Origin of the sequence: Bradyrhizobium sp. NBAIM08, from assembly GCF_020193935.1 — a bacterium.
Classification (GTDB): domain Bacteria; phylum Pseudomonadota; class Alphaproteobacteria; order Rhizobiales; family Xanthobacteraceae; genus Bradyrhizobium; species Bradyrhizobium yuanmingense.
Genome location: NZ_JADYVR010000010.1, coordinates 61,413 through 86,871 on the forward strand (window position 1 = coordinate 61,413; position 25,459 = coordinate 86,871).

Here is a 25,459-nt window from a genome sequence, read left to right on the forward strand (position 1 = left end):
GCCCGGAATCCATAACCACGATTGTGAATATGGATTCCGGGCTCGCGCTCCGCGCGCCCCGGAATGACGGCGGAGAAACTGTGAATAAACATTCGGCAGGAACCAATGCCCCACCCCAACGACCCCAGCCTCCGCTCCTTCATCGCCGTCGATCCGGGCTCGGACTTCCCGATCCAAAATCTGCCCTATGGCGTGTTCTCGACCAAGGATGGCCGTGCCCCGCGCCTCGGCGTAGCGATCGGCGACTACGTGCTCGATCTCTGGGAGCTCGAGCAAGATGGCCTGATCAGTGCGGGCGATCCGGGCACATTTGCAGGAGGACTGAACGCCCTGATGCATCTGGGTCCAAAGGTTTGGTCGAAAACCCGCGCGCGCATCAGCGAGCTCTTGCGGCACGACAATCCGGAGCTGCGCGATAACGAGCAGTTGCGCTCGCGCGCTTTCGTTCTCATGCGCGACGCGAAGCTCCACCTGCCCTTCGCCGTCTCCGGCTACACCGATTTCTATTCCTCGAAAGAGCACGCCACCAATGTCGGCGTGATGTTCCGCGGCAAGGACAATGCGCTGCAGCCGAACTGGCTGCACATGCCGATCGCCTATAACGGCCGCGCCTCCACAGTGGTCGTCTCCGGCACCAGGGTGAAGCGGCCGCGCGGGCAGCTGAAGCCGCCGAATGTGGAGCTGCCGAGCTTTGCGCCGTGCAAGCGGCTCGATTTCGAGCTGGAGATGGGTGTCGTGATCGGCCAGCCGTCGCCGATGGGCGGGATGATCACCGAGAGCCAGGCCGAGGAGATGATCTTTGGCTTCGTGCTGCTCAACGACTGGAGCGCGCGCGACATCCAGCAATGGGAGTATGTGCCGCTCGGTCCGTTCCTGGCCAAGGCGTTTGCGACCTCGATCAGCCCCTGGGTGGTGACGCGCGAGGCGCTGGAGCCGTTCCGCCTGAACGGGCCCGAGCAGCAGCCGGTCCCGCTCGATTATCTCAAGCAGACCAAGCCGCAGAATTACGATGTCGCGCTCGACGTCTCCTTGCACGCCGCCGGCGCCAATGCGCCCGCCAGCATCAGCCGCACCAACTTCAAATACATGTATTGGTCCTCGGTGCAGCAATTGATGCACCACGCCTCCTCGGGCTGCGCCATGAATGTCGGCGATCTCTTAGGCTCCGGCACCATCTCCGGTCCTGAGAAGAACCAGCGCGGCAGCCTGCTCGAGATCAGCTGGAACGGCACCGAGCCGGTCGAGCTGCCCGGCGGCGCCAGGCGCTCGTTCCTGGAGGACGGCGACAGCCTCGTGATGCGCGGCTGGTGCCAGGGCAACGGCTACCGCGTCGGCTTCGGCGAGGTCGAGGGAACGATCGTGGCGGCGGAGTAGCGGGCCAAATCACCGGCTCTCCGGCGGCACGTCGCGCACCCGCGCACAATGCGCCGCGACGTCCTCGACGCTGTACTTCAGATGCACCCGCTTGTCGGACGGCGCCTGCCTGGCCGTGCATACGCCCGGCCGCCATTCCTGCGCCGGCCTGATCGGGCGCGGGGCGAAGCCGCCGCCGCAGTTCGGGCAGACATTGAACAGCTTGGTCTCGACGCAGTCCGCGCAGAACGTGCATTCATAGGAGCAGATCCGCGCATTGGTCGCGTCGGGCGGCAGGTCGCAATCGCAATATTCGCAATTCGGTCGCAGCTGGAGCGCCATGTTGAACCTCCGCAACTAGAGCTGCGATCATCGCAGATCGCGTTGCCAGCGCGAATGCCATAGTTCCCTCGATTTCAGCCGGGCTTGATCTCCTTCAGCGGCAGCTTCGAGCTCTCCTTCAGCCTATCAAGCACGATCGAGGAGCGCACATGCGCCACGCTCTGGTGCGGCATCAGCACGTCGTTGACGAGGTTGGACAGGCCCTTGAGATCGCGCAGCACGGCTTTGAGCACATAGTCGGCATCGCCCGTCAGCGAATACGCCTCTTGGATCTCGTCGATCCGGTTCACCAGCGCGCGAAAACGCTTGGAATTGTCCGGCGAATGCGTCGCGAGCCCGACCTGGATGAAGGCGATCACGCCGAAGCCGAGCGCCTCGCTGGAGAGGTCGGCGTGGTAGCCCGCGATCACCTTCTCCTCCTCCAGCCGCATCCGCCGCCGCGAGCATTGCGAGGCTGACAGGCCCGCGAGCTCGGCGAGCTCCTGGTTGGTGAGGCGGCCATCGTCCTGGAGCGCGCCGAGAATCCTGAGGTCGAAGGCATCCACCGAAATCATGCGCATTCTGCCCATTTGATGCACGGATCGTGCATATAATAGCCAATCAGCGGCCCGTTTGCACGCTCCTTGCGCGCCCCATGAAGGATAGTTCCTGGCAGCAGCCATTCGGGAGAACACCATGGGACCGTTTCCGCACGATGCACCACCGGCCACGATCACTGCCGACAATCCGATGGGCACCGACGGCTTCGAGTTCGTCGAATACGCGCATCCCAATCCGCAAGAGCTGCACGCTTTGTTCAAGCTGATGGGCTACGCCCCGGTCGCGCGCCACAGAACCAAGAAGATCACGGTCTATCGCCAGGGCGATATCAACTATCTCGTCAACGAGGAGCACGGCACTCACGGTTATGAGTTCGTCGCCGCCCACGGCCCCTGTGCGCCATCGATGGCGTTCCGCGTCGTCGACGCCAAGGCAGCCTATGACCGCGCGATTGCGCTCGGCGCCGAGCCGGCCGATGTGTCATCGGCGCAGAAGACGCTCGACGTGCCCGCGATCAAGGGCATCGGCGGCAGTCTGCTTTATCTCGTCGATCGCTATGGTGCCCAAGGCTCGGCCTACGATGCCGAGTTCGAATGGCTGGGCGCGCGCGATCCCAAGCCGCATGGCGCCGGCCTGTTCTATCTCGACCATCTCACCCACAACGTCCATCGCGGCCGCATGAATGTCTGGGCCGGGTTCTACGAGAAGCTGTTCAACTTCCGCCAGATCCGCTTCTTCGACATCGAGGGCCGCGCCTCCGGCCTGTTCTCGCGCGCGCTGACCAGCCCCGACGGCAAGATCCGCATTCCGATCAACGAGGACGCCGGCGAGTCCGGCCAGATCGAGGAATATCTGCAGACCTATCGCGGCGAAGGCATCCAGCACATCGCCTGCGGCTGCCGCGACATCTACCGCACCATCGAAGGCCTGCGTGAGGCCGGCCTGCCCTTCATGCCGTCGCCGCCCGACACCTATTTCGAGAAGATCGATACGCGTCTGCCCAAGCACGGCGAGGACGTCGCGCGGCTCAAGAAGAACGGTATCCTGATCGACGGCGAGGGCGTGGTCGATGGCGGCCAGACCAAGGTGCTGCTGCAGATATTCTCGGCCAACGCGATCGGCCCGATTTTCTTCGAGTTCATCCAGCGCAAGGGCGACGACGGCTTTGGCGAGGGCAATTTCAAGGCCCTGTTCGAATCGATCGAGGAGGATCAGATCCGCCGCGGCGTGTTGAAGGTGGGGGACGCGGCGTAGGCTGCGGCCGTCACGCACACTGCTGTAGGGTGGGCAAAGCGAAGCGTGCCCACGTCCTGCCCAATTGATGCGAAGAGGTGGGCACGGCGCTTCGCGCCTTTGCCCACCCTACGCGACTGTGGTTATGGATCCCGGGCTCGCGCTCCGCGCGCCCCGGAGTGACCGCGGAAATTACTTCGGCGCCTGCCACGCCTTCATCACCGCCCCGATCTCCGCCGCCTCCGGCTCGCGCGCGGCCGAGGGCGTGCGCGAGAACCGCGGCGCCGGGGCCGGCTGTTTCACGCCGTGACGCTCGATGAAGACGTTGCGGGCGACCATGTGCGGATGCTGTGTCGCCTCAGACATGGTCAGCACGGGCGCGAAGCAAATGTCAGTGCCTTCCATGATCTTGCACCAGTCCTCGCGCGTCTTGCTCTTGAACACGGCCTTCAGCTTCTCCTTCAGCGCTGGCCAGGCCTTGCGGTCCATCTGCGCGTCGAAATCGGCGTCGGTGAGGCCGGCGTGCTCGCGCAGCAGCGCGTAGAATTGCGGCTCGATCGAGCCGATCGAGACGAAGTGCCCGCAGGCGCATTCGTAGACGCCGTAGAAATGCGCGCCGCCGTCGAGGAAGTTCTGGTTGCGCTCCTCGGTCCAGCGTCCCATCGTGGTCATGTCGAAGAAGAACGACATCAGCGAGGCCGCGCCGTCGCACATCGCCGCGTCCACCACTTGGCCTTTGCCCGACTTCTGCGCTTCCAGAAGTGCTGCGAGCACGCCGACGACGAGATAGAGTGCACCGCCGCCGAAATCGCCGACCAAATTGAGGGGCGGCACCGGCGCTTCCTCAGTGCCGATCGCGGCGAGCGCGCCGGTGATGGAGATGTAATTGATGTCGTGGCCGGCGGCGTTGGCGAGCGGGCCTTCCTGGCCCCAACCGGTCATGCGGCCATAGACCAGCTTCGGGTTGCGTGCGAGCACGACGTCCGGCCCGAGGCCGAGCCGCTCCATCACACCGGGGCGAAAACCCTCGACCAGCGCGTCCGCGCTCGCGAGCAGATCCAATACTTGCGCGATCGCCGCCTTGTCCTTGAGGTCGAGCTCGATCACCTTGCGGCCGCGCCCGGCCACCGACTTCATGCTCTTCTTCGCGCCGACGCGGTCGAGCGTGACGACGTCGGCGCCCATGTCGGCCAGCATCATGCAGGCGAACGGACCGGGCCCGATGCCGGCGAATTCGACGATGCGGAAGCCCGAGAGCGGGCCGGAAGCGCGGACGGAGGAGGTGGGGGCGGGTTTGTCGAGCACGTTGTTGTTTCCTCGGGTCGCGGACGGATGCCGGCGATCGGCAATCGCCTCTGACGTTTCTTCTGTTGAGCGAGTTAATCGGCCGATTAACTTTTCTCGCCTTCACGCCAGCGAGGCAAGCGGTTTTGATGCCGCATGGCCAAAATAAAACGGCGCGCACCGAAGTGCGCGCCGCGGAAAATTTGCGTGCAGACGCTAAGTCGAACTGTCAGCGCGCAGCAGCGACCGCGCGTTGTGCCATCACCTTGATCAGATTGGCGCGATATTCCGCCGTGCCGTGGATGTCGGCCAGCAATCCGTTCGCCGAGATGCTGACGCTGTCGATCGCCGATGGCGACCAGTTCGCCTTCAGCGCCGCCTCGATCGGGCCCACCCGCATCACGCCGGTTTGCGAGGCGCCGGTGGCGGCGACCCGAACCTCGCCCGACTTGGCCTGCGCCACGAACACGCCGGTCAGCGCGAAGCGCGAGGCCGGATGCCGCATCTTCTCGTAGCCCGCCTTTGCCGGCACCGGGAATGACACGGCGGTGATGATCTCGCCGTCTTCGAGCGCCGTCGTGAACAGGCCCTGGAAGAAATCATCCGCCGCAATCGACCGCTTGTTGGTCTTCACGGTGGCGCCGAGCGCGAGCAGCGCCGCCGGGAAATCCGCGGCCGGATCGTTGTTGGCGATCGAGCCGCCGATCGTGCCGCGGTAGCGCACGGCGGGGTCGCCGAGCACGGAGGTGAGGTAGGCGATTGCAGGAATCGCCTGCTTCACGTCGGCATTCGTCATGATGTCGTAATAGGTCGTCGCAGCCTTGATGGTCAGCGTGTCGCCTGACAGCTCGACGCCCTGCAGCTCCTTGATCCTGCCGAGGTCGATGACGTCGGAGGGACCTGCGAGGCGCTGCTTCATGACCGGCAGCAGCGTCTGACCGCCGGCGAGGAACTTCGACTCGCTACCCTTGGCGAACAGGCTGGCGGCCTCGTCGACCGAGGAGGCGCGATGATAGGTGGTCTGGTACATCTTCGGTCCTCCCTTAAGCCGCGTGGATCGTGCGCCACACCCTGTCAGGGGTTGCGGGCATTTCCAGGTTGTTCTTGCCGATCGCATCCGTGATCGCGTTGATCACGGCCGCCGATGCGCCGATCGCGCCGGCCTCACCGCAGCCCTTGATGCCCAAGGGATTGCCCGGGCACAGCGTCGTGGTGTGGGACAGGTTGAACGACGGCACGTCGTCGGCGCGCGGCATGGCGTAATCCATGAACGAGGCCGTGACCGGCTGGCCGTTGGCATCATAGATCGCATGCTCGAGCAAGGCCTGCCCGATGCCCTGCACGAGGCCACCATGGACCTGGCCCTCGACGATCATCGGGTTGATCAGCCGGCCGAAATCGTCCGCCGCGACGAAGTTGACGAAGGAGGTCTTGCCGGTGCCGGGATCGACCTCGAGCTCGCAGATATAGGCGCCGGCCGGGAAGGTGAAGTTGGTCGGGTCGTAGAAGGCGCTCTCCTTCAGGCCCGGCTCCATCCCGTCAGGCAGATTGTGCGCCGTATAGGCCGCGAGCGCGACCATCGGCAGGGCGATCGCCTTGTCGGTGCCCGTCACCTTGAACTCGCCGTTCTCGATGACGATGTCGGCCTCCGACGCCTCCAGCGCATGCGCGGCGATCTTCTTGGCCTTGGATTCCATCTTCTCCATCGCCTTCAGGATCGCGGTGAGGCCGACGGCCGCCGAGCGCGAGCCGTAGGTGCCCATGCCGAACTGCACCTTGTCGGTGTCGCCATGGACGATCGAGACCTGGCTGATCGGAACGCCCAGGCGCTCAGCGACGAGCTGGCAGAACGTGGTCTCGTGACCCTGGCCGTGGCTGTGCGAACCGGTGAGGATCTCGATGGTGCCGACCGGATTGACGCGCACCTCGGCCGATTCCCAGAGGCCGACGCCGGCGCCCAGGCTGCCGACCGCCTTCGACGGCGCGATGCCGCAGGCCTCGATGTAGCAGGACACGCCGATGCCGCGCAGCTTGCCGTCGGCCTTCGCCTTGGCCTTGCGGGCATGGAAGCCGGCATAGTCGATCGCCTTCATCGCCGCATCGAGGGATGCGTTGAAGTCGCCGGTGTCGTAGGCCATGATCACGGGCGTCTGGTGCGGGAACCGGGTGATGAAGTTGGTCCGCCGCAGCTGGGCCGGATCGACGTTCAGCTGCCGCGCCGCCGTCTCCATCAACCGTTCGATCAGATAGCTCGCCTCCGGCCGGCCCGCGCCGCGATAGGCGTCGACCGGCGTGGTGTTGGTGTAGACCCCGATCACCTCGGCATGGATCGCCGGGATGTTGTACTGGCCCGACAGCAGCGTCGCATAGAGATAGGTCGGCACCGAGGACGAGAACAGCGACATGTAGGCGCCGAAATTGGCGTAGGTCTTCACCTTGAGGCCGATGATCTTGTTGTTGGCGTCGAAGGCCATCTCGGCATGGGTGATGTGATCGCGGCCATGCGCGTCGGTGAGGAAGGCTTCGGTGCGGTCGCCGGTCCACTTGACGGGACGGCCGACTTTCTTCGAGGCCCACAGCGCCACCATCTCCTCGGGATAGATGAAGATCTTGGAGCCGAAGCCGCCGCCGACGTCGGGCGCGATCACGCGCAGCTTGTGCTCGGGGGCGATGTTGTAGAACGCCGAGAGCACGAGACGGGCGACGTGCGGGTTCTGCGACGTCGTATAGAGGGTGAAGTGCTCCTCCGCGGTGTCGTAATCGGCGATCGCCGCGCGCGGCTCCATCGCATTCGGCGCGAGGCGGTTGTTGGTGACGTCGAGCTTCACCACATTGGCGGCTTTCGAGAAGGCGGCATTCACCGCGCCCTCGTCGCCGATCACCCAATCATAGACCTGGTTGCCGGGCGCCTCAGGATGAAGCTGCGGCGCGCCGGGCTTGATGGCGGCGTGCATGTCGGCGACCGCGGGGAGCTCCTCGTAGTCGACCACGACGGCTTCCGCCGCGTCGCGCGCGAGATTCTTGCTGTCGGCGATCACGACGGCAATTGCCTGTCCGACGAAGCGCACCGTCTCCGGCGCCATCGCCGGCCATGCGCCCATCTTCATCGGGCTGCCGTCCTTGGAGGTGATGGCCCATCCGCAGATCAGGTTGCCGACCTTATCGTCGACCAGCTCCTGTCCGGTGAGCACCGCGACCACGCCCGGCATCTTCAGCGCCGCGGACGAGTCGATCTTCTTGACCTTGGCGTGCGCGTGCGGGCTGCGGATGAAATAGGCATGGGTCATACCCGTCAATTTGATGTCGTCGACGTAACGGCCCTTGCCGGTAATGAAACGCTTGTCTTCCTTGCGCACGACGCGTGCGCCGATGCCTTCAACACCCATCTGGTCCTCCCGACCGGAAATTTCCTTGATCGCGCCGTCCATCGACGGCTGCGACGGTTGTTCTTGTTTCGAGGCGCGCCGCTTACTCGGCCGCCTGCGAGACCTTCATGCGGCCGGCGGCGTCCAGCACCGCCTTGACGATGTTGTGATAGCCGGTGCAGCGACAGATATTGCCTTCGAGCTCGGTGCGGACGGTCGCCTCGTCGAGCTGTCCACCATGGCGGTGCACGATGTCGATCGCCGACATGATCATGCCCGGCGTGCAATAGCCGCACTGCAGGCCATGATTGTCGCGGAAGGCGGCCTGCATCGGGTGCAGTTCGTCGCCCTTGGCGATGCCCTCGATCGTGGTGACGCTGGCGCCATCGGCCTGCCCCGCCAGCATGGTGCAGGATTTCACCGCGCGGCCGTCCATGTGCACGACGCAGGCGCCGCACTGGCTGGTGTCGCAGCCGACATGGGTCCCGGTCAGGTTGAGGTGATCGCGCAGGAGCTGGACCAGCAGCGTGCGGTCCTCGACATCGACAGCAACGGCCTTGCCGTTGACCGTCAGTTTGACTGTAGACACTTGAAGTCCTCCCAAAGTTATTTTGATTGGTTCTAATTAGAGACAGCGCAAACGAAACTTTGCAACTGGGTTTTTGCTGACCGCGGTCATGGAAGGGTCATCGTGATGACGGTCGCCGATCTGCGATTCGGCCACGACGTCTCGTGCCGCCGCCATAACGTGCTGCGACATTGTGGGAGACACACGGAAAGTCGCAGCTAGCATCTGCGATGGCGTGCTCGCTGCCGCCGCAATAGGCGCGTGAGCTGGTCGCGCGTGCCGTGGTCATCTCGCCGCTTGCCCTGGACCTAGGCCCGGTCGTGCGTCGCTCCTCCCTTTAATGCCGTGCTCGTTGCGCGAATAGGAGCATGCGCCCCCGCCTTTGTAATCGCGATCTTGGTAGTAGGACGAGACGACTTAAGCCATTGATTTTGCTTACGGCAATGCAGCGAAGTGCCGCCGTCGAGCCGCGTGGGTTAGGACGCCCCGCGTGTTGCGCTTCCAACAACCCACTGCGTCATTCCGGGGCCCGAGCGGAGCGAGGGAGCCCGGAATCCATCGGGCCGCAGAGTCCGCGGGGAAGTGGATTCCGGGTTCGCGCCAACAGGCGCGCCCCGGAATGACATCGCGTGAATGAGAGGTCCGGAAAGCAGGACTACTACTTCCTGGCGATAGATCGCAGCCGCCCGTCCCCCTAGTCGAGCTGTACAGGCAGCGGCAACAAGGGTGGAAGCGATGCAGATGAACGACAGTCAGCGGATCCCGGCGTCGAAGGCAAAGGTCTGGGCCGCGCTCAACGATCCCGAAATTCTCAGGCGCTGCATTCCCGGCTGCCAATCGCTCGAGATGGCATCGCCGACCGAGATGACGGCGACCGTGGTGCTGAAGGTGGGGCCGGTGAAGGCGACGTTCAGCGGCAAGGTGACGCTGACCGATATCGATGCGCCCAACGGCTATCGCATCGTCGGCGAGGGCGCCGGCGGCGTCGCCGGCTTTGCCAAGGGCGGCGCGAAGGTCAGGCTGGAAGAAGAAGCCCCTGACGTCACCATCCTGCACTACGAGGCCGATGCGCAGATCGGCGGCAAGCTCGCACAGCTCGGCTCGCGATTGATCGACTCGACGTCGCGAAAACTCGCCGCGAGCTTCTTCGAAAATCTCGCCGGCGTGGTAGCGCCATCATCGTGATTGATGCGCGATGCCGCCTTCATTCGAACGCGCATTTCAAGCTGCAAAACAAGGGCAGGACGCAAGGCGCGACAACAAGATGAGCGGCGAAAGCCGCCGATGATTTGCACTACTACCTTCCGCCTATACTAAGCGCGAAACGGCGATGCTGTAATTTCGAACGATGGCTCGCAGGCGAACTGCGCATCACGAGCGCAGTGCGCTCAGGCGCCCAACGAGGCGTGCACAACAACATCGCGGAGGGAATACATGACCTTTGGAACGAAGGGCTTCTTGGCCGGCATCTCCATGATTGCGATGCTCGCCGCCGTTACACCGGGCGTTCGCGCCAACGACTCGGTGCTCAACGCGCAATCCGATTCGAATCAATGGGCCGTTGCCGGCCACGATTACGGCAACACGCGCTTCAGCCCGCTCAAGCAGATCAACACCGAGAACGCCGGGAAGCTGACGCTCGCTTACTCCTTCTCGCTGGCGTCGTTGCGTTCGAACGAATCCTCGCCGATCGTCATCGGCAACACGCTGTACGTTTCGAGCTCGTGGGGTCCGAAATACGTCTATGCGCTCGATGCGGCGACGGGGCAGCGCAAATGGACCTGGGAGCCCGATATTCCCGAGGACGTGCTGCAATACGCCTGCTGCGACGTGAACAGCCGCGGCGTCTCCTACGCCGACGGCAAGATCTTCGTCGGCCGCCTCGACGGCAAGCTGACCGCGCTCGATGCCGCGACCGGCAAGTCGCTGTGGACGGCGAAGGTGGTCGACTACAAGCAGGGCTCGGTCATCACCTCGCCGCCGCTCGTCGTGCGCGACAAGGTCATCACCGGTTTCGGCGGCGGCGAATACGGCGTGCGCGGCGCGCTGCTGGCCTTCGACATCAACACCGGCAAGCAGGTGTGGCAGACCTACACCGTTCCTTCGCCGGACGAGCCCGGCGGCGATTCCTGGAAGGGCGACTCCGCCCAGCATGGCGGCGGCGCGGCCTGGCTGGTCGGCTCCTACGATCCGAAGACCGACACGGTCTATTGGGGCACCAGCAATCCCGCCCCGTGGAACACGGCGGTGCGTTCGACCGGCGACGGCAATTTCGGCAAGCTAACCAACCTCTACACGGCCTCGACGCTCGCGCTCGATCCCAACACCGGCAAGATCAAGTGGCACATCCAGACCACGCCGGCCGACGCCTGGGACTATGACGGCGTCAACGAAGCCGTGCTCGCGGATCTCAAGATCGGCGGCAGCACCGTTCCGACGCTGATGAAGGCCGACCGCAACGGCTTCTTCTTCGTCGCCAACCGCGAGACCGGCAAGGTGCTGTCGGCGGAGAAATACGTGTTCTCCAACTGGGCCAAGAAGTGGGACGTCGCCACGATGCGCGCGGTCGAGGATCCCGACAAGCGTCCGGGGCCGGGCCATCCCGCCAAGGACATCTGCCCGAACCTGATCGGCGGCAAGAACTGGCAGCCGATGTCGTTCAACCCGCAGACCGGCCTGGTCTACATCCCGTCCAACAACGTCTGCATGGACTGGTCGGTCAGCGACGTCACTTACAAGCGCGGCGTGTTCTATCTCGGCGCCGAATTCCCGACCAAGGAAGGCCCCGGCGGCTTCCTCGGCGAGCTCGTCGCCTGGGATCCGGTCGCGCAGAAGAAGGTCTGGTCGATCAAGGAAGACCTGCCCTTCAACGGCGGCACGCTGACCACCGGCGGCGGCCTCGTGTTTGCCGGCAACATCCATGGCGACTTCCGTGCCATCGATGCGAAGTCCGGCAAGGTGCTGTGGAGCAAGAATCTCGGCTCCGGCATCGGCGCAGGTCCGGTGACCTATCAGGTCGACGGCAAGCAATATGTCGCCATCGTCGTCGGCCGCACCGCTGCGCTGCCTGCGTTCCTGGGCGAGGTAGGAAAGAAGATGACGGCCGCAGCCCCCGAGGGCGGCTCGCTCTTCGTGTTCTCCGTCCAGTGACAACTCGCGCGCGTATCCTCGAGGTGACGGGATACGCGCGCGCTTTCTCCGGACTTTAGCTGCGGCATCGGGCGGTGCCTGGTGCCGCCGCGCCTGGCTCAACAAGCTCCGGCGCAACAACGGCAACGCCAAGAGAAACGTCAAGCGAAACGCCAAGGGAGACGAGGATGCGTCCGAATCACTCCGCCACCGGTGCGAGCCGACATCGCGCCATCGCAGGCCTGCTCGCATGTGCCGCCGCGGCGCTGATCGTTCCGGCCTCGCCGCTGCAGGCCAACGAGGCGCAACCGTTCCGTCTCTGCGCCGATCCGACCAACCTTCCATTCTCCAGCGACAGTTCGTCGAAGCCGGGCTTCTATGTCGAGATCGGGCAGGCCCTGGCGCAGGCGCTCGGCCGGCCGATCGCCTATGACTGGTACAAATCCTATTTCGGCAAGCGCACCGTGCGGGTCACGCTGCTCGGCAAGCAATGCGACGCCATGATCGGGCTGCCCAGGTCCGCAGATTTCATGGGCCCGGCCGTGATCTTCTCCGACGCCATCGCCAAAGAGGGCTATGCCCTCGTCGCCACCAAGGAATCTGCGAAGGGCGCGGCGGTCGGCGGCATCGACGGCCTCAAGGGCAAGCGTGTCGCCGTGCAGTTCGCCAGCACGCCGCAAAACCTGCTCGCCAGCCGCGACGACATCCAGAAAGTGACGGTGCTGTCGCCCGAGGAGGGCATGCAGGCGCTCGACCAGGGCAAGGCCGACGTCGCCTTCATCTGGGGACCGGTCGCCGGCTGGCTGAACAAGACCAGCTACGACGGCCGCTACCAGATCGAGCTCACCGAGGGCGAGGGCCTGTCATGGGATGCCGCCATCGGCTTTGCCAAGGCCTCGACCGAGTTGCGCGACCGCGTCAATGCCGTGTTGCCGCAGCTTCAGGGCAAGATCGGCGAGCTCGCCGTGAAATACGGTTTGCCGGGCGGCGCGCCGGCTCGCTTCGGCGCAGCGCCGACGCCAGCGCCGGTGACGACGGGTACGGGAAGTGGAGCCGGCGTCGCCCAGGTCGCCAATGTCGTGGCGACCGAGACCAAGGGCGATGCGGTCGCGCCGGGCCTTGAGGCCGTCGGCGCGGGCAAGGAGATCTTCAACGGAACCTGCGCCCACTGCCACGGTCCCGATGCGATCCAGAGCGAGCGCAAGATCGATCTGCGGCTGCTGCGTCACCGCTACGGCGACGAGATGCGCGAGAAATATTTGACCACCGTGCAGGAGGGACGGCCGAACAAGGGCATGCCGGCCTGGAAGGAGGTCTATACCGAAGACCAGTTCAACAGCATCTATTCCTTCCTGCTGACGGTCCAGGTCGAATCGAACGATTGAACGGTCTTGACCGAACCCAATCGGGAGGATGTGGTAGCGTTCATCCGGCGCCATCCCGGTGCCGGATTGATGCCGGATGGTTCCGCCTCTTTCGCTACGGCGGCGGATGCCCGTACGGTGCAGCATTCGGCGGTGCAGTCCCGTGAAGGCGCCATGACCAGCTTCCTGATCATCGACGATCATCCGCTGTTTCGCGAGGCCCTCGGTAATGCGGTGCGGCTGGCCTTGCCGGAGGCGCGGATTGTCGAAGCGATGTCGATCGAGGACGCCCTTCACATCCTGACGGCCGAGCAGGGCGAGGGCATCGACCTCGCGCTGCTCGACCTCCTGCTGCCCGATGCGACCGGCTTCTCCGGCTTTCTGCGCTTGCGCGAGGCCCATCCACGCCTGCCCGTCGCCATCGTGTCGAGCGAGGAGGACCAGCGCGTCGTTCGCGAGGCGCTGGAGCTTGGGGCCGCGGGTTTTCTGCCGAAGTCGCTGTCGAAGCGCGAGCTGGCGCAGTCGATCGAGGGCGTGCTGAACGGATCGGTGTCGGTGCCGAAGGATTTCGTGGTAACGTCGCAGCGGCGTCGGGCCGAGGCCAGCAAGGCGCTCGAGGTCAAGCTGCGCGAGCTCACGCCGCAGCAGCTTCGCGTGCTCGATCTGCTGCGGCGCGGCTATCCGAACCGGCAGATCGGCCAGGAGCTTCAGCTCGCCGAATCCACGGTGAAGGCGCATATCACCGAAATTCTGCGCAAGCTCGGCCTGTTCAGCCGCAACAAGGCGATCATCGAGATCGGCAAGGTGGACCTGCCGGATCCCAAGGCCCGGCCTTATGCGCGGGCCGACCGCGGGCGGCCGCAATGACGCGCAATATCCTGCTTGATCTGGATCAAACCGGTCTGGTCCGGCTGCGACATTCTCGTTTCGGCGTCGAACCCTTCGATCATCTGGCCAATCAACCGAGAATGGCTCACGCGTGATGCGATTTCTGATCGTCGAAGACCATCCGTTGTTTCGAGAAGCCTTGGAGGGCGCGCTCCAGATGGCGGCGCCGGCGGCCGAGATCCTTCAGGCGACGTCGATCGACGGTGCGCTCGAGCAGGCCGCGGCGGCTGCCGAGCTCGACCTCATCCTGCTCGATCTGTCGATGCCGGGCACCACGGGCCTTTCCGGCATCATCCGCATCCGCAAGGCCTTTCCCAGGATTCCCGTCGTCATCGTATCAGGGCATCAGGATCCGCAGATCATAGCCGGCGCCTTGTCGCTCGGCGTCTCCGGCTACATCCTCAAATCGTCCTCCAAGCAGGAGCTGGCGCAGTCGATCGGCGAGGTGCTGCGCGGTGCGGTCTGTGTCCCAGCCGCCTATCGCGGGCTCGTCCGCCCGCAACGCGCCGCCGGCCCGGCGCAGGATCTGCTGAAACGCCTGCACGAGCTGACGCCGCAGCAATTGCGCGTGCTCGAAATGCTCAAACGCGGCCTGCAGAACAAGCAGATCGCCTTCGAGCTGAACATCTCCGAGACCACGGTGAAGGTCCACGTCTCCGACATCCTGCGCAAGCTCAACGTGCTCAGCCGCACCAAGGCCATCGTCGAAATGTCCCGGATCGATTTCGCGACCCTGGCCGGCGAAGGCGCCGGCCTGAAGGGGGAGCGTTCGCAGGCCGATCCGCCCTCAGGATAATCCGGTGTCATTCGTCGGAACGAGGCGAGCCGCGGTTCAAGCCGGTAGCGGCTGGCCGGCTTGCTCGCGAGCGATGTAGTCGGCGTACCAGTCCGGCCAGTTCGCATCGTACTGACCGCCGTTCCGCTTCTCGTGCTCACCGTGTGCCTTAGCCGCACGTCGGAGCGCGCTCGCGAGCTCGGACGAGGAGGTGAATGTTGTTCCTGCTGCCTCTACGCGTCCCGGCAATCGCGTGGTGATCTCCTGGAACAGCCAGCCGTTGCCATCGGGATCGTTGAACGAGACGTACGAGCGATAGCTGGCGCGTGCGGGATCCAGACCAGCAATCCGACGGCGCCCGAACAGATAAGGCTCGTCGGGTCCGGTGTGGACGTCGCCTTCAGCGTGGAAGACTTCGCTGACCTCGACGCCGCGACCGCGCAGATCGTCTCGCGCGGCTTCAATGTCGGAGACGATCAGGTACAGACCCTGGGCGGAGCCGGGCTCCGCCGCGGTCACGTTCTTGCCGAAAATGACCGAGGAGGGGGAGCCGGGAGGTGTGAACTGGATGACGCGGTAGTCGTCAGGCCCGGCGAAATCGGCATCGAGCCGCCATCCGAGGTTCGCATAGAACTTCTTGGCGCGATCGACGTCCGAAACAGGGATGACGACGACTTCGAGCTTCATGTCGATCGTTGGCGCTTGGGTGGTTTCATTTGCATCGGGGGCAGGCATTGCTTCTCTCCTGAATTATAGCGTTTACGATATAATCGTGTACGAGATATAAAGTACCTTGGAGCCTCAATGTCAACCTTCCGATTTAATCGGACACGATATATATGCACGCGGAGTTTCACATGTCCGTGTTGGAAAGGGCACCCCCCATGAGCCTGCAGAACGGTCCCAGAGCCGAATTCAGAGACGATTCCAGAGATGATTCAACGACCAATCAGCCGAAACGGGCCGAGGGCGACCGGCGCCTCGACGATTTCCTGTGCTTCGCGATCTATTCGGCCAACCTCGCCTACGGACGAGCCTACAAGCCGGGCCTCGATGAGCTCGGCCTAACCTACCCCCAGTGGATCGCGATCGTGGCGCTGTGGGAGCAGGACGACCAAACCGTCAGCGAACTCGGCGACAAGATGTTCCTGGAATCTAACACCCTGACGCCGATCCTCAAAAAGCTCGAGGCGGCGGGCTATTTGCGCCGCCAGCGCGATCCCGCCGACGAGCGGCAGGTGCGCGTCAGTCTCACCGACGCCGGCCGACGCCTCCGCGAGAAAGGCATGCACATGAATCTCGTGAAGTCGAGCGGACTAAAGCCCGATGAGTTCGCGCGGCTGCAGAAAAGCGTCGTCAAGCTCCGCGACAATCTAATCAAGGCGATGGAGGAGGAGTGACAGGCCCCTGTCTACTTTGCATGGGGTTGTTTTCGACATTTTTGTCTTGGCTACGTCCGATAGCCCCGCCGCAAGGAAGACGAGGCGAAGATCATCCGCGCTTCAGCTCAGCAGGAACGACAGCAGCGCCCGCATCTCGGCCGGCTTGATCGGCTTCTTCAGCACTTCGAGGCCCTGCAGGCTCGCCTGCTTCGCCGCCTGTTCGGAATAGTCGGCGGTGATGATCATGGCGGGCGTGTCGAGCTTCAAATGCTCCCGCACGTCGGTGATGGCCGACAGGCCGCTTTCGCCGTGGTCGAGATGGAGGTCCGCGATCACGACATCGGGCGCGCCGCCGAGCTCGCTGAGGCGCACGAGCGCGTCCGCACCCGATCGCGTGGTCGCGACGTCGCAGCCCCATCCCTCCAGCAGCGCGGCCATCGCCTCCGAGCCGTTCGGATCGTTCTCGATCAGCAGGATCTTGGCGCCTTCGAGCCCGCTGTAATCGTAGTGCCGCGCGGCGGGCGCGACCTCCTGCACCTCGTCGGCGACTTCAGTGAGGTCGGCCGGCTCCAGCTCCAGGGTGAAGGTCGATCCCTTGCCGAGCTGTGACGACAGCCGCACCTCGTGCCCGAGCTCGCTGGCGAAGCGGCGGACGATGGAGAGGCCGAGCCCGAAGCCGGCTTGGTCGGCCGCGTTGGCATCGCCGCGCTGGAATTCGCGGAAGATCGCCTCCTGCTGCGCCTGCGCGATCCCGGGTCCGGTGTCGGAGACCTGGACGCAGATCTGCCCGCTGCGCGGCCGGCATCCGATCACGACGCCGCCGCTGCGGGTATAGCGAATGGCATTGGCGAGCAGGTTCTGCAGGATCCGCCGCAGCATCATCGCGTCCGACATCACCGCGAGCTGAGAGGGGCGGATGCGCAAGGACAGGCCTTGCCGCGCGGCGATCGGCTCGAACTCGTTGCGGAGCTGCTCGAACAGGGGGGCCAGCGCGATCGCGCGCACGTCGGGCTTGAGCGCGCCGGAATCGAGCTTGGCGATCTCCAGCAGCGAGCGCAGCAGGTCCTCCAGCATCACCAGCGAGCGGCTCGCCTGGTCGATCAGCACGCCCGCTTCCTGCGACTCCATCATCTCCGTCAGTGCGGACAGGGTCAGGCGCGCCGCGTTGAGCGGCTGCAACAGATCGTGGGTGACCGAGATCAGCACGGAGGATTTCAGCGAGCTTGCCGCCTCTGCCTGCTGCTTGGCGCGGTAGAGTCCCTCATTGGCGCGCTCGACCGAATGCAGCGCCTCGCGCAATTGGTGCGTCCGGTCCCGAACCTTGTTGTCGAGCGCGATGGCGGTTTCGAACAATGAAAAGGCGTTGAGCTGCTGGTCCATCGAGCGCTCGACGCGCGACATCAGCGCGGCATTGATCTTCCTCAACTTGGCGGCCTCGCGCCTAAGCTGGTCGACCGCATCGGGGCCCTGCCACATGTCCGTCACGACGGGCGTCTTCCGATCGCAACTCCCGTGAAGGTCTGGTTCACATGCATGGAGCCGAACTGCTCGCCGTAAGTGTGAAAGCCGACCACACGGTTCTGCCGGTACAGTTCTGACATGTCGCGGGCGAGCTGATGCTGCTCGGCATCGAGCCGGCGGAGCAGGCATTCGAAGCCGATATAGAGCGAGACGTCTCCGATCTGGTCGCGGATGTCGGCGAACGTCTCGCGGGCCGCGCCGACCAGGCTTCGCGAGGTCGCGGCGGTCAGCACCATGCCCTCGTCGATGGCGCAGAAGAAATGCAAGGAGCCGTCCGGCTCGACGCGCTGGATCGAGCGTGCGTAATAGGCGCCGCCGACGCGCACGAGGACCGGATGCGAGGCGAAGGAGAACGGATCGAGCTTGGCATCCATGATGCCGACCACGCGCGAATATTCTTGCGCGGCAGGCTCTGCGTTCAACTCCCGGACCATGCGGTTTTCGATGTCGGCCTCGGTCACCACCATCTTCTGCGCCTGCGGCTCGAAATTGTCGCACTTGAAGACGCGGAACGGCAACGAGGTGTTCAGCAGGATCAACAGGGCAGCATTGCTGTGTGCCTTGCCGTCGAAAAACACGAACGTCTTCTCGAAGCGCAGCCCGTCGCCTGCCGACCCGCCGACGACCGGAATGTCGTCCAGCGATGCATAGATCGCGGACATCACCGCTTCTTCGCGGCGGCACAGGCCGTCGATCAGGACTAGGCCGAAGGGACTGCCGCGCTCGACCTGCGGCGTGGCCCGCAACAGCTCGTGCCGGAGCTCGCCGCCGATCCTGCGGCCGTCCTCGACGCGGAAGCTGTCGAGATTGAAGATCGGCCGCACCACCGCGGAAAAGTCCGCGCGGCTGAACGCCAGCGCCACGACGCTGTTCTCGTCCCAGCCGTCAGGAGCAAGCTCGCCCGCGGTGGTACAGCCGCAGACTTGTGTGTCGTCGAATTGGCGGCTGATCTCCGCGATGAAGCGATCGGGGTCGTAGCTGGGGGAGACGAACACCAGGATCAGCGCCAGCCCGTCGGACGGGAGCTGGGCCGCCAGCTCGGCCACGGCGTCATCGACGCTCGCGGCCTTCGACTTGGCCACGGCAACGCCAGACGCACCGCCAAACCGAAAATCGGTTTGCCCCACTCCGTTTCTCCCTTAAGGCTCGGTCTGATGCCAAGTGCCTGATAATTATCGAGAGTAGGGCGTTTTCCGGTGAGCCGCAACACGGCAGCCGCTCCCCGCAAGCCCGGTCGGATTTACCACCCCTTGAGGATTCTGCCCTAATTTTCTGCAACGTTCGGAAAGGGCTGCTTCCGGGCCGCAGAATCACATGAGCTGGGGGTTGGGAATGTCCGGGCGTACCGCGTCGCCGTCGAAGCGTGCACTATTTCCGACCCTCAAGTTCCGCGCAAAGATCATACTCGGCTTCGCCGCCGTCCTGGTGATCTCCGCCGGCAGCATGGCGTTTTCCTATTTCGGCTTCGAGCGGGTCGCCGACGGGGTCGGATCGTACCGCAGCAGCGTGTCGGAGGCCGATCTCGCCCGTAACATCGATCGCGAGCTGCTCGCCTATCGTTCGGCCGTCAAATATTTCGTCGTCACCGGCAAGGAAGACGACGCCAAGGCGGTGCTCGATGCCGAGGCCAGCCTGAAGAATGCCATCGACCAGGCCGTCAAGGCCGCCACCAAGCCGCCGCGGCAGGAAAGCCTCGGCAAGCTCGCCAAGGAGTTCTCCAACTTCTCCGCCACCTTCGCCAAGGTGCTCCAGGCCAAGCGCGACAGCGCGCTGCTGGTGCAGAACCAGCTCCAGCGCCAAGCCAATCTCCTGAAGTACAAGCTCGACGACATCGGCAACAACGCCTCCGACGCCGAAGCGCAGGCGATCGAGTTCGGCACCAAGCAGGTCAACGCCCAATTCCAGACCGCAAGCGCTGCAGCCACCCAGTTCGTGCTGACGTCCGATCAGGCGATCGCGAACAGCGCCCTCGCGCGGCTGAAATTCGTCGAGAACTCGCTGGGTGCGGTCTATTCCATGGACGACAAGATTGTCGCTGGCCTCAAGGAGGCCAAGTCCATCCTCGGCGCCTATCGCGAGGCGTTGGAGAAGTTGATCGCCAACGCCAAGCTGGTCGATGGCCTCGTCACGGAGATGAGCGGCTCGGCCGGCGCGATCCAGCAAGGCGCCACCGCCATGAAGGCGGACCTCGTCGCCGAGCAGCAGCGGCTGGATTCGGAGTCGGCGGCGACCATCGGGCAGACCGAGCAGCTGGTGCTGATGCTGGCCGTCGGCGGCACGCTGTTAGGCGCGGTCCTCGCCTTCCTGCTCGGCACCGGCATCTCGCGGCCGATGATTGCGATGTGCAAGGCGATGCGCGAGCTCGCCTCGGGCAATTTCGACGTCGTGCTGCCGGGTCTTGGCCGCAAGGACGAGATCGGCGAGATGGCCGGCGCGGTCGAGGAGTTCAAGATCCAGGCCGTCGCGAAGGCCGAGCGCGACGCCGCCGCCAGCGAAGTGCAGAACCGCGAGCAGGCCGCAAGCCGCCGCGCCGAGCTGATCCGCTTTGCCGACGATTTCGAGAGCGCGGTCGGCGCCATCGTCTCCAACGTCTCGGCCTCGGCCGTGCAGCTGGAATCGGCCGCCTCGACGCTGACCCGCACCGCCGAGACCACGCAGAGCCTGTCGAGCCAGGTCGCCGGCGTCTCCGAGCAGGCCTCCTCCAACATGCAGTCGGTCGCGACCGCGACCGAAGAGCTCTCGGCCTCGGTCGAGGAGATCGGCCGCCAGGTGCGCGATTCCAGCCGCATCGCAGAGGCTGCCGTCATGCAGGCCAAGGAGACCAACGGCCGCATCGGCAAGCTGTCGCACGCGGCACAGCAGATCGGCGAGGTGGTCAAGCTGATCACCGCCATCGCCGAGCAGACCAATCTGCTCGCGCTCAACGCCACCATCGAGGCCGCCCGCGCCGGTGAAGCCGGCCGCGGCTTCGCCGTGGTTGCGAGCGAGGTGAAATCGCTGGCAAGCCAGACCGCGAAGGCGACCGACGAGATCTCCTCGCACATCACGGGCATGCAGGGCGCCACCGCCGAATCGGTCGCCGCGATCAAGGAGATCGGCGCGACGATCGGCCAGATCTCGTCGATCTCGACCTCGATCGCGAGCGCGGTGGAGCAGCAGGGCGCCGCCACCCAGGAGATCGCCCGCAGCGTCCAGACCGTCGCGCAGGGCACCCAGACCGCGGCCACCGATATCGGCGAGGTCAACCGCGGCGCCGCCGAGACCGGCTCGGCCTCGGAAGAGGTGCTGAACTCGGCCAAGACGCTGTCGAGCGAAAGCACCCGTCTTCGCGCCGAGCTCGACCGCTTCATGGCGAACATCAGGGCGGCGTAGTAAAGCGCACCTTAACAAATCCCTACGTCACCTAACCGCCAGTTGCGGCGCCACAAGTTTACCGCAGCTTATCCTTTGCCGGTTACCGTGCACACGAGTCGGAAGCGGGCTGCTTCCCGGCTGCGCCTGGTTTTCCGCGAATGGAATGGGGTGGGGGAATGTCGGTCACGTCCAAATCGAGCCAATCGAAGTCGCGCCAATCGAAGCTGCCAACGCTGCGTTTTCGCGCAAAAATCATCCTCGGCTTCGTGGCGGTGCTCGCCATCCTCGCCGTCAGCATGGCGTTCGCCTATTTCGGCTTCGAGCGGATCGCAGGCGCTGTGGCCTCCTACCGCACCAGCGTAGCGGAAGCCGATCTGGCGCGGACGGTCGATCGCGAGCTGATCTCCTATCAGGGGCTGGCACGGGCCTATACCCTGACCGGCGCGGCTGATGACGAGACCGCGGCCAAGGCCGCTGAAGGAAATCTGAAGAGCGCGATCGCCAAATCGATGGCCGCCACCACGGGCGCGGCTCGCCGCGAGCAGGTCGGCAAGCTCGAGGCCGAGTTCCAGAGCTTTACAAAAGTCTTCAGCGAGATCATCACGCTGACGCGCGAGAACAACAAGATCGCGGCCGACGAGCTCAACAGTGTCGGCAACAAGATCCGCTTCAAATTCGACGATCTCGCCGACACCGCGGCGCTGGCGGGTCTCTCCTCGGTGCAGACCACGGCCAAGGACATCACCTCGCAATATCTGGCGGTCTCGACCTCGGTCAGCGCTTTCGTCGCCAAGCCGGAGCCGAAGACCGCCGACGGCGTGATCGCCCGCATCAAGTTCCTCGAGACGCTGCTGGTCTCTGTCTACGCGAACGACCAGAAGATCACCGATCGCGTCAAGGAGATCGGCGATCTCTTGAAGCAGTACCGCACCTCGTTCGCAAAGCTGACCGAGAACGTGAAGGTCATCGTCAAGCTGAACGGCGAGATGACCAAGACAGCGGCGACCATCCTCAAGCTCTCGGCCGAGCTGCGTTCGGATCTCACCGCGGACCAGCAACGCATCGAGGCGAGCGCCAATGCGACGATCGTAGAGACCCAGCAGCTGATGCTGATGATGGCGCTCGGCGGGCTGGCCATCGGCATCGTGCTGGCCTTGTGGCTCGGCAACGGCATCTCGCGGCCGATGATCGCGATGTGCAAGGCGATGCGGGAGCTCGCCTCGGGCAATTTCGATGTCGTGTTGCCGGGCCTGGGGCGCACGGACGAGATCGGCGAGATGGCCGGCGCGGTCGAGGAGTTCAAGATCCAGGCCGTTGCAAAGGCCGAGCGCGACGCCGCCGCCAGCGAAGTGCAGAACCGCGAGCAGGCCGCAAGCCGCCGCGCCGAACTGATCCGCTTTGCCGACGATTTCGAGAGCGCGGTGGGTGCCATCGTCTCCAACGTCTCGGCCTCCGCCGTGCAGCTGGAATCGGCCGCCTCGACGCTGACCCGCACCGCCGAGACCACGCAGAGCCTGTCGAGCCAGGTCGCCGGCGTCTCCGAGCAAGCCTCCTCCAACATGCAGTCGGTCGCGACCGCGACCGAAGAGCTCTCGGCTTCGGTCGAGGAGATCGGCCGCCAGGTGCGCGATTCCAGCCGCATCGCAGAGGCTGCCGTCATGCAGGCCAAGGAGACCGACGGCCGCATCGGCAAGCTGTCGCACGCGGCACAGCAGATCGGCGAGGTGGTCAAGCTGATCACCGCCATCGCCGAGCAGACCAATCTGCTCGCGCTCAACGCCACCATCGAGGCCGCCCGCGCCGGTGAAGCCGGCCGCGGCTTCGCCGTGGTTGCGAGCGAGGTGAAGTCGCTGGCAAGCCAGACCGCGAAGGCGACCGACGAGATCTCCTCGCACATCACGGGCATGCAGGGCGCCACCGCCGAATCGGTCGCCGCGATCAAGGAGATCGGCGCGACGATCGGCCAGATCTCGTCGATCTCGACCTCGATCGCGAGCGCGGTGGAGCAGCAGGGCGCCGCCACCCAGGAGATCGCCCGCAGCGTCCAGACCGTGGCGCAGGGCACCCAGACCGCGGCCACCGATATCGGCGAGGTCAACCGCGGCGCTGCCGAGACCGGCTCGGCCTCCGAAGAGGTGCTGAACTCGGCCAAGACACTATCGAGCGAAAGCACCCGCCTTCGCGCCGAGCTCGACCGCTTCATGGAGAATATCCGCGCGGCGTAGGTTCGCTGCTCCTGTAGCTCGCGGTCCCGAAGGGCCGCGCTATCGCCTTACACTCCGCTGTCCGGAACGACAGCGGAGTGAGTTCATTCCCTTCCGAACGCCCGCTTCAGCTCGACCTTCGCGCGCTCCAGTCGCGTGCGCTGCGTCTTGGGCAGCGTCTTGCCGGCGCGGTTGATGTAGAAGGTCAGCATCGACAGCGCCGACCGATAGGCGCCGGTCTTGCGTCGCGAGCTGCGCTCGGCCGAGCGCTTCAGCGAGGCCGCAATCCTCTTCGCGCTGGTCAGCTTGAACACCCCTTGCTTGAGGTCGAGCGCATCGCTCTCCTCCGTCACGCGCTGCGACCAGCGCCTTGTGGCGCGTTTGGTGCTCTTGTGCGCGGTCCCGCTCCGCCGGGTGTTTGCCTTGCGTGCCGTCTTGCGCGGGCTGCTGTTTCGAGAATGTGTCGTCTTTCTGACCTGAGCCATGCGCCAACTCCTTGCGGGTCCAGCGGAAACGAGCGGTGCTCGCTGGCGTTCCCGCGGGAACCCGGCCCCCTCGCAAACGTTGTCGCAGGTGGCAGGCAGAATGCCGCACCCCGATGATCGGATCGACCCCGTCCACGTCATGTGAGCCGGGGCCGCTTCCATTGATCAGACGCAACAATCCGATGGAACTGCAGCAGAGCCCAGCGCTGAACTATGCACCCGTAGTCTCGGCGGCGGCCGTGACCGACCGCATCGTCGAGACCAGCATTCCCTCGCGGCTCGATGCGCTGCCGTGGAGCGGTTTTCACACCCGCGTCGTGCTCGCGCTGGGCATCACCTGGATTCTCGACGGCCTCGAGGTGACGCTTGCGGGTGCGCTCTCCGGTGCGCTGAAGCAAAGCCCATCGATGCAGTTCTCCAATCTCGATCTCGGCATCGCCAACTCCGCCTATCTCGCGGGCGCCGTGCTCGGTGCGCTCGGCTTCGGCTGGCTGACCGACCGTATCGGCCGCAAGAAGCTGTTCTTCATCACGCTGGCGCTCTACCTCTCGGCAACGGCCGCAACCGCGCTGTCATGGGATGTCGCGAGCTATGCGCTGTTCCGCTTTCTCACCGGCGCCGGCATCGGCGGCGAGTACACAGCGATCAACTCGACGATCCAGGAGTTGGTGCCCGCACGCTATCGCGGCTGGACCGATCTTGTGATCAACGGCAGCTTCTGGATCGGGGCTGCGATGGGCGCAGTGGCGGCCATCGTGCTGCTCGATCCCGCAGTATTCGCTCCCGATCTCGGCTGGCGCCTGGCCTATCTGATCGGCGCCGCCCTCGGCCTCGTCGTGCTCTTGATGCGGATGTGGATCCCGGAAAGTCCGCGCTGGCTGATGATTCATGGTCGTCCCGACGAGGCCCATGCCATCGTCGACGGGATCGAGCGGTCGGTGATCGGGCACGACCAGGATACGAGCGACGGACGCTTCACCAAGATCCGCCTGAAGATGCGCGATCACACGCCGATCCCCGAGGTGGTCCACACCTTGTTTTCGGTCTATCGCCGGCGCGCATTGGTCGGCCTCGTTCTGATGAGCGCGCAGGCATTCTTCTACAACGCCATCTTCTTCACCTTCGCGCTGGTGCTGACCGATTTCTACGGCATCAAGGCCGACCACGTCGGCTGGTACTTGCTGCCGTTCGCGGCCGGCAATTTCCTCGGGCCGCTGCTGCTCGGCCGCTTGTTCGATACGCTGGGACGCCGCACCATGATCACGTTCACCTATGGCGCATCGGGCCTGTTGCTGGCGCTATCAGGCTATCTGTTCTCGATCGGTGTCCTGAGCGCGCAGGGGCAGACCATCGCCTGGATGGTGATCTTCTTCTTCGCCTCGCCCGCCGCGAGCGCGGCCTATCTCACCGTCAGCGAGACCTTTCCCCTCGAGGTTCGCGCGCTGGCGATCGCGGTGTTCTATGCGGTCGGCACCGGCATCGGCGGCGTGATCGGGCCGGCGTTTTTCGGCGCGCTGATCGACACGGGATCGCGCACCAGCGTATTCGCCGGCTATCTGCTGGGGGCCGTCCTGATGATCGCGGCTGCGATCGTGGCGTGGCGCTATGCCGTCGCCGCCGAGCGCAAATCGCTCGAACACATCGCGCGGCCGCTCGCCTTTATGGAGTAGAC

21 protein-coding genes are annotated in these 25,459 nt (G+C 64.8%); 11 read left to right on the forward strand and 10 right to left on the reverse strand.

The window, feature by feature from the left end; translation table 11 throughout:
* Positions 1–105: 105 nt before the first annotated feature.
* Entirely contained in the window at positions 106–1,374 is a 1,269-nt protein-coding gene (fahA, locus tag I6F37_RS28640) for a fumarylacetoacetase (RefSeq protein ID WP_225153338.1), read from the forward strand.
* Positions 1,375–1,383: 9 nt separating this feature from the next.
* Here fahA and I6F37_RS28645 read toward each other — a convergent pair whose 3' ends face one another.
* Both I6F37_RS28645 and I6F37_RS28650 read right to left on the reverse strand, forming a co-directional pair.
* Positions 1,384–1,695: a DUF1272 domain-containing protein gene (locus tag I6F37_RS28645; RefSeq protein WP_225153339.1), complete on the reverse strand. Its 312-nt coding sequence runs from the start codon at positions 1,693–1,695 to the stop codon at positions 1,384–1,386.
* Between the two features lie 74 nt (positions 1,696–1,769).
* Positions 1,770–2,249 carry an Lrp/AsnC family transcriptional regulator gene (locus I6F37_RS28650; RefSeq protein ID WP_036016121.1) on the reverse strand — a complete coding sequence of 160 codons (480 nt, stop codon included), beginning with the start codon at positions 2,247–2,249 and terminating at the stop codon, positions 1,770–1,772.
* A 121-nt stretch (positions 2,250–2,370) separates the two neighbouring features.
* Between I6F37_RS28650 and hppD the strand changes: the two genes are divergently transcribed.
* Complete coding sequence (gene hppD, locus I6F37_RS28655; protein WP_225153342.1) at positions 2,371–3,489, forward strand: 4-hydroxyphenylpyruvate dioxygenase; 1,119 nt, start codon at positions 2,371–2,373, stop codon at positions 3,487–3,489.
* Positions 3,490–3,660: 171 nt separating this feature from the next.
* On the opposite strand, the gene I6F37_RS28660 is transcribed toward hppD, so the two are convergent.
* The 4 genes from I6F37_RS28660 to I6F37_RS28675 form a co-directional block, all read right to left on the reverse strand.
* A complete protein-coding gene (locus I6F37_RS28660) occupies positions 3,661–4,773 on the reverse strand; it encodes a CaiB/BaiF CoA-transferase family protein (RefSeq protein WP_225143290.1) in 1,113 nt (370 codons plus the stop codon).
* A 208-nt stretch (positions 4,774–4,981) separates the two neighbouring features.
* On the reverse strand, positions 4,982–5,782 hold the full coding sequence (locus I6F37_RS28665; protein WP_225153344.1) for a xanthine dehydrogenase family protein subunit M: 801 nt from the start codon (positions 5,780–5,782) through the stop codon (positions 4,982–4,984).
* Between the two features lie 13 nt (positions 5,783–5,795).
* On the reverse strand, positions 5,796–8,138 hold the full coding sequence (locus I6F37_RS28670) for a xanthine dehydrogenase family protein molybdopterin-binding subunit (RefSeq protein WP_225153346.1): 2,343 nt from the start codon (positions 8,136–8,138) through the stop codon (positions 5,796–5,798).
* Between the two features lie 82 nt (positions 8,139–8,220).
* Positions 8,221–8,706 carry a (2Fe-2S)-binding protein gene (locus tag I6F37_RS28675; RefSeq protein WP_036016131.1) on the reverse strand — a complete coding sequence of 162 codons (486 nt, stop codon included), beginning with the start codon at positions 8,704–8,706 and terminating at the stop codon, positions 8,221–8,223.
* A gap of 714 nt (positions 8,707–9,420) precedes the next feature.
* On the opposite strand from I6F37_RS28675, the gene I6F37_RS28680 reads away from it, so the two are divergent.
* The 5 genes from I6F37_RS28680 (at position 9,421) to I6F37_RS28700 (ending at position 14,862) form a co-directional block, all read left to right on the forward strand.
* Positions 9,421–9,870 carry a carbon monoxide dehydrogenase subunit G gene (locus I6F37_RS28680; RefSeq protein WP_057030258.1) on the forward strand — a complete coding sequence of 150 codons (450 nt, stop codon included), beginning with the start codon at positions 9,421–9,423 and terminating at the stop codon, positions 9,868–9,870.
* Between the two features lie 249 nt (positions 9,871–10,119).
* Positions 10,120–11,835: a PQQ-dependent methanol/ethanol family dehydrogenase gene (locus I6F37_RS28685; protein ID WP_063824126.1), complete on the forward strand. Its 1,716-nt coding sequence runs from the start codon at positions 10,120–10,122 to the stop codon at positions 11,833–11,835.
* A gap of 167 nt (positions 11,836–12,002) precedes the next feature.
* Positions 12,003–13,199 (forward strand): transporter substrate-binding domain-containing protein, encoded by a 1,197-nt coding sequence (locus I6F37_RS28690; protein ID WP_225153348.1) that lies wholly within the window; start codon positions 12,003–12,005, stop codon positions 13,197–13,199.
* A 153-nt stretch (positions 13,200–13,352) separates the two neighbouring features.
* Positions 13,353–14,045, forward strand: a complete 693-nt coding sequence (locus I6F37_RS28695; RefSeq protein WP_225143332.1) for a response regulator transcription factor — start codon at positions 13,353–13,355, stop codon at positions 14,043–14,045.
* Between the two features lie 115 nt (positions 14,046–14,160).
* Positions 14,161–14,862: a response regulator transcription factor gene (locus tag I6F37_RS28700; RefSeq protein ID WP_050996263.1), complete on the forward strand. Its 702-nt coding sequence runs from the start codon at positions 14,161–14,163 to the stop codon at positions 14,860–14,862.
* Between the two features lie 36 nt (positions 14,863–14,898).
* Here I6F37_RS28700 and I6F37_RS28705 read toward each other — a convergent pair whose 3' ends face one another.
* Entirely contained in the window at positions 14,899–15,576 is a 678-nt protein-coding gene (locus I6F37_RS28705) for a VOC family protein (RefSeq protein WP_225153350.1), read from the reverse strand.
* Between the two features lie 149 nt (positions 15,577–15,725).
* Between I6F37_RS28705 and I6F37_RS28710 the strand changes: the two genes are divergently transcribed.
* Positions 15,726–16,241: a MarR family winged helix-turn-helix transcriptional regulator gene (locus tag I6F37_RS28710; protein ID WP_225153352.1), complete on the forward strand. Its 516-nt coding sequence runs from the start codon at positions 15,726–15,728 to the stop codon at positions 16,239–16,241.
* 102 nt (positions 16,242–16,343) lie between these two features.
* Here I6F37_RS28710 and I6F37_RS28715 read toward each other — a convergent pair whose 3' ends face one another.
* On the reverse strand, positions 16,344–17,699 hold the full coding sequence (locus tag I6F37_RS28715; protein ID WP_225153468.1) for a hybrid sensor histidine kinase/response regulator: 1,356 nt from the start codon (positions 17,697–17,699) through the stop codon (positions 16,344–16,346).
* A gap of 5 nt (positions 17,700–17,704) precedes the next feature.
* Positions 17,705–18,871 (reverse strand): FIST N-terminal domain-containing protein, encoded by a 1,167-nt coding sequence (locus I6F37_RS28720; protein ID WP_057030254.1) that lies wholly within the window; start codon positions 18,869–18,871, stop codon positions 17,705–17,707.
* Between the two features lie 205 nt (positions 18,872–19,076).
* On the opposite strand from I6F37_RS28720, the gene I6F37_RS28725 reads away from it, so the two are divergent.
* Positions 19,077–21,116 (forward strand): methyl-accepting chemotaxis protein, encoded by a 2,040-nt coding sequence (locus tag I6F37_RS28725; RefSeq protein ID WP_225153353.1) that lies wholly within the window; start codon positions 19,077–19,079, stop codon positions 21,114–21,116.
* A gap of 158 nt (positions 21,117–21,274) precedes the next feature.
* Positions 21,275–23,323: a methyl-accepting chemotaxis protein gene (locus tag I6F37_RS28730; RefSeq protein ID WP_225153355.1), complete on the forward strand. Its 2,049-nt coding sequence runs from the start codon at positions 21,275–21,277 to the stop codon at positions 23,321–23,323.
* Positions 23,324–23,406: 83 nt separating this feature from the next.
* On the opposite strand, the gene I6F37_RS28735 is transcribed toward I6F37_RS28730, so the two are convergent.
* On the reverse strand, positions 23,407–23,787 hold the full coding sequence (locus tag I6F37_RS28735; RefSeq protein ID WP_225153357.1) for a DUF3175 domain-containing protein: 381 nt from the start codon (positions 23,785–23,787) through the stop codon (positions 23,407–23,409).
* A gap of 182 nt (positions 23,788–23,969) precedes the next feature.
* Here I6F37_RS28735 and I6F37_RS28740 point away from each other — a divergent pair, with 182 nt between their 5' ends.
* Complete coding sequence (locus I6F37_RS28740; protein ID WP_036016046.1) at positions 23,970–25,457, forward strand: MFS transporter; 1,488 nt, start codon at positions 23,970–23,972, stop codon at positions 25,455–25,457.
* Positions 25,458–25,459: the final 2 nt, after the last annotated feature.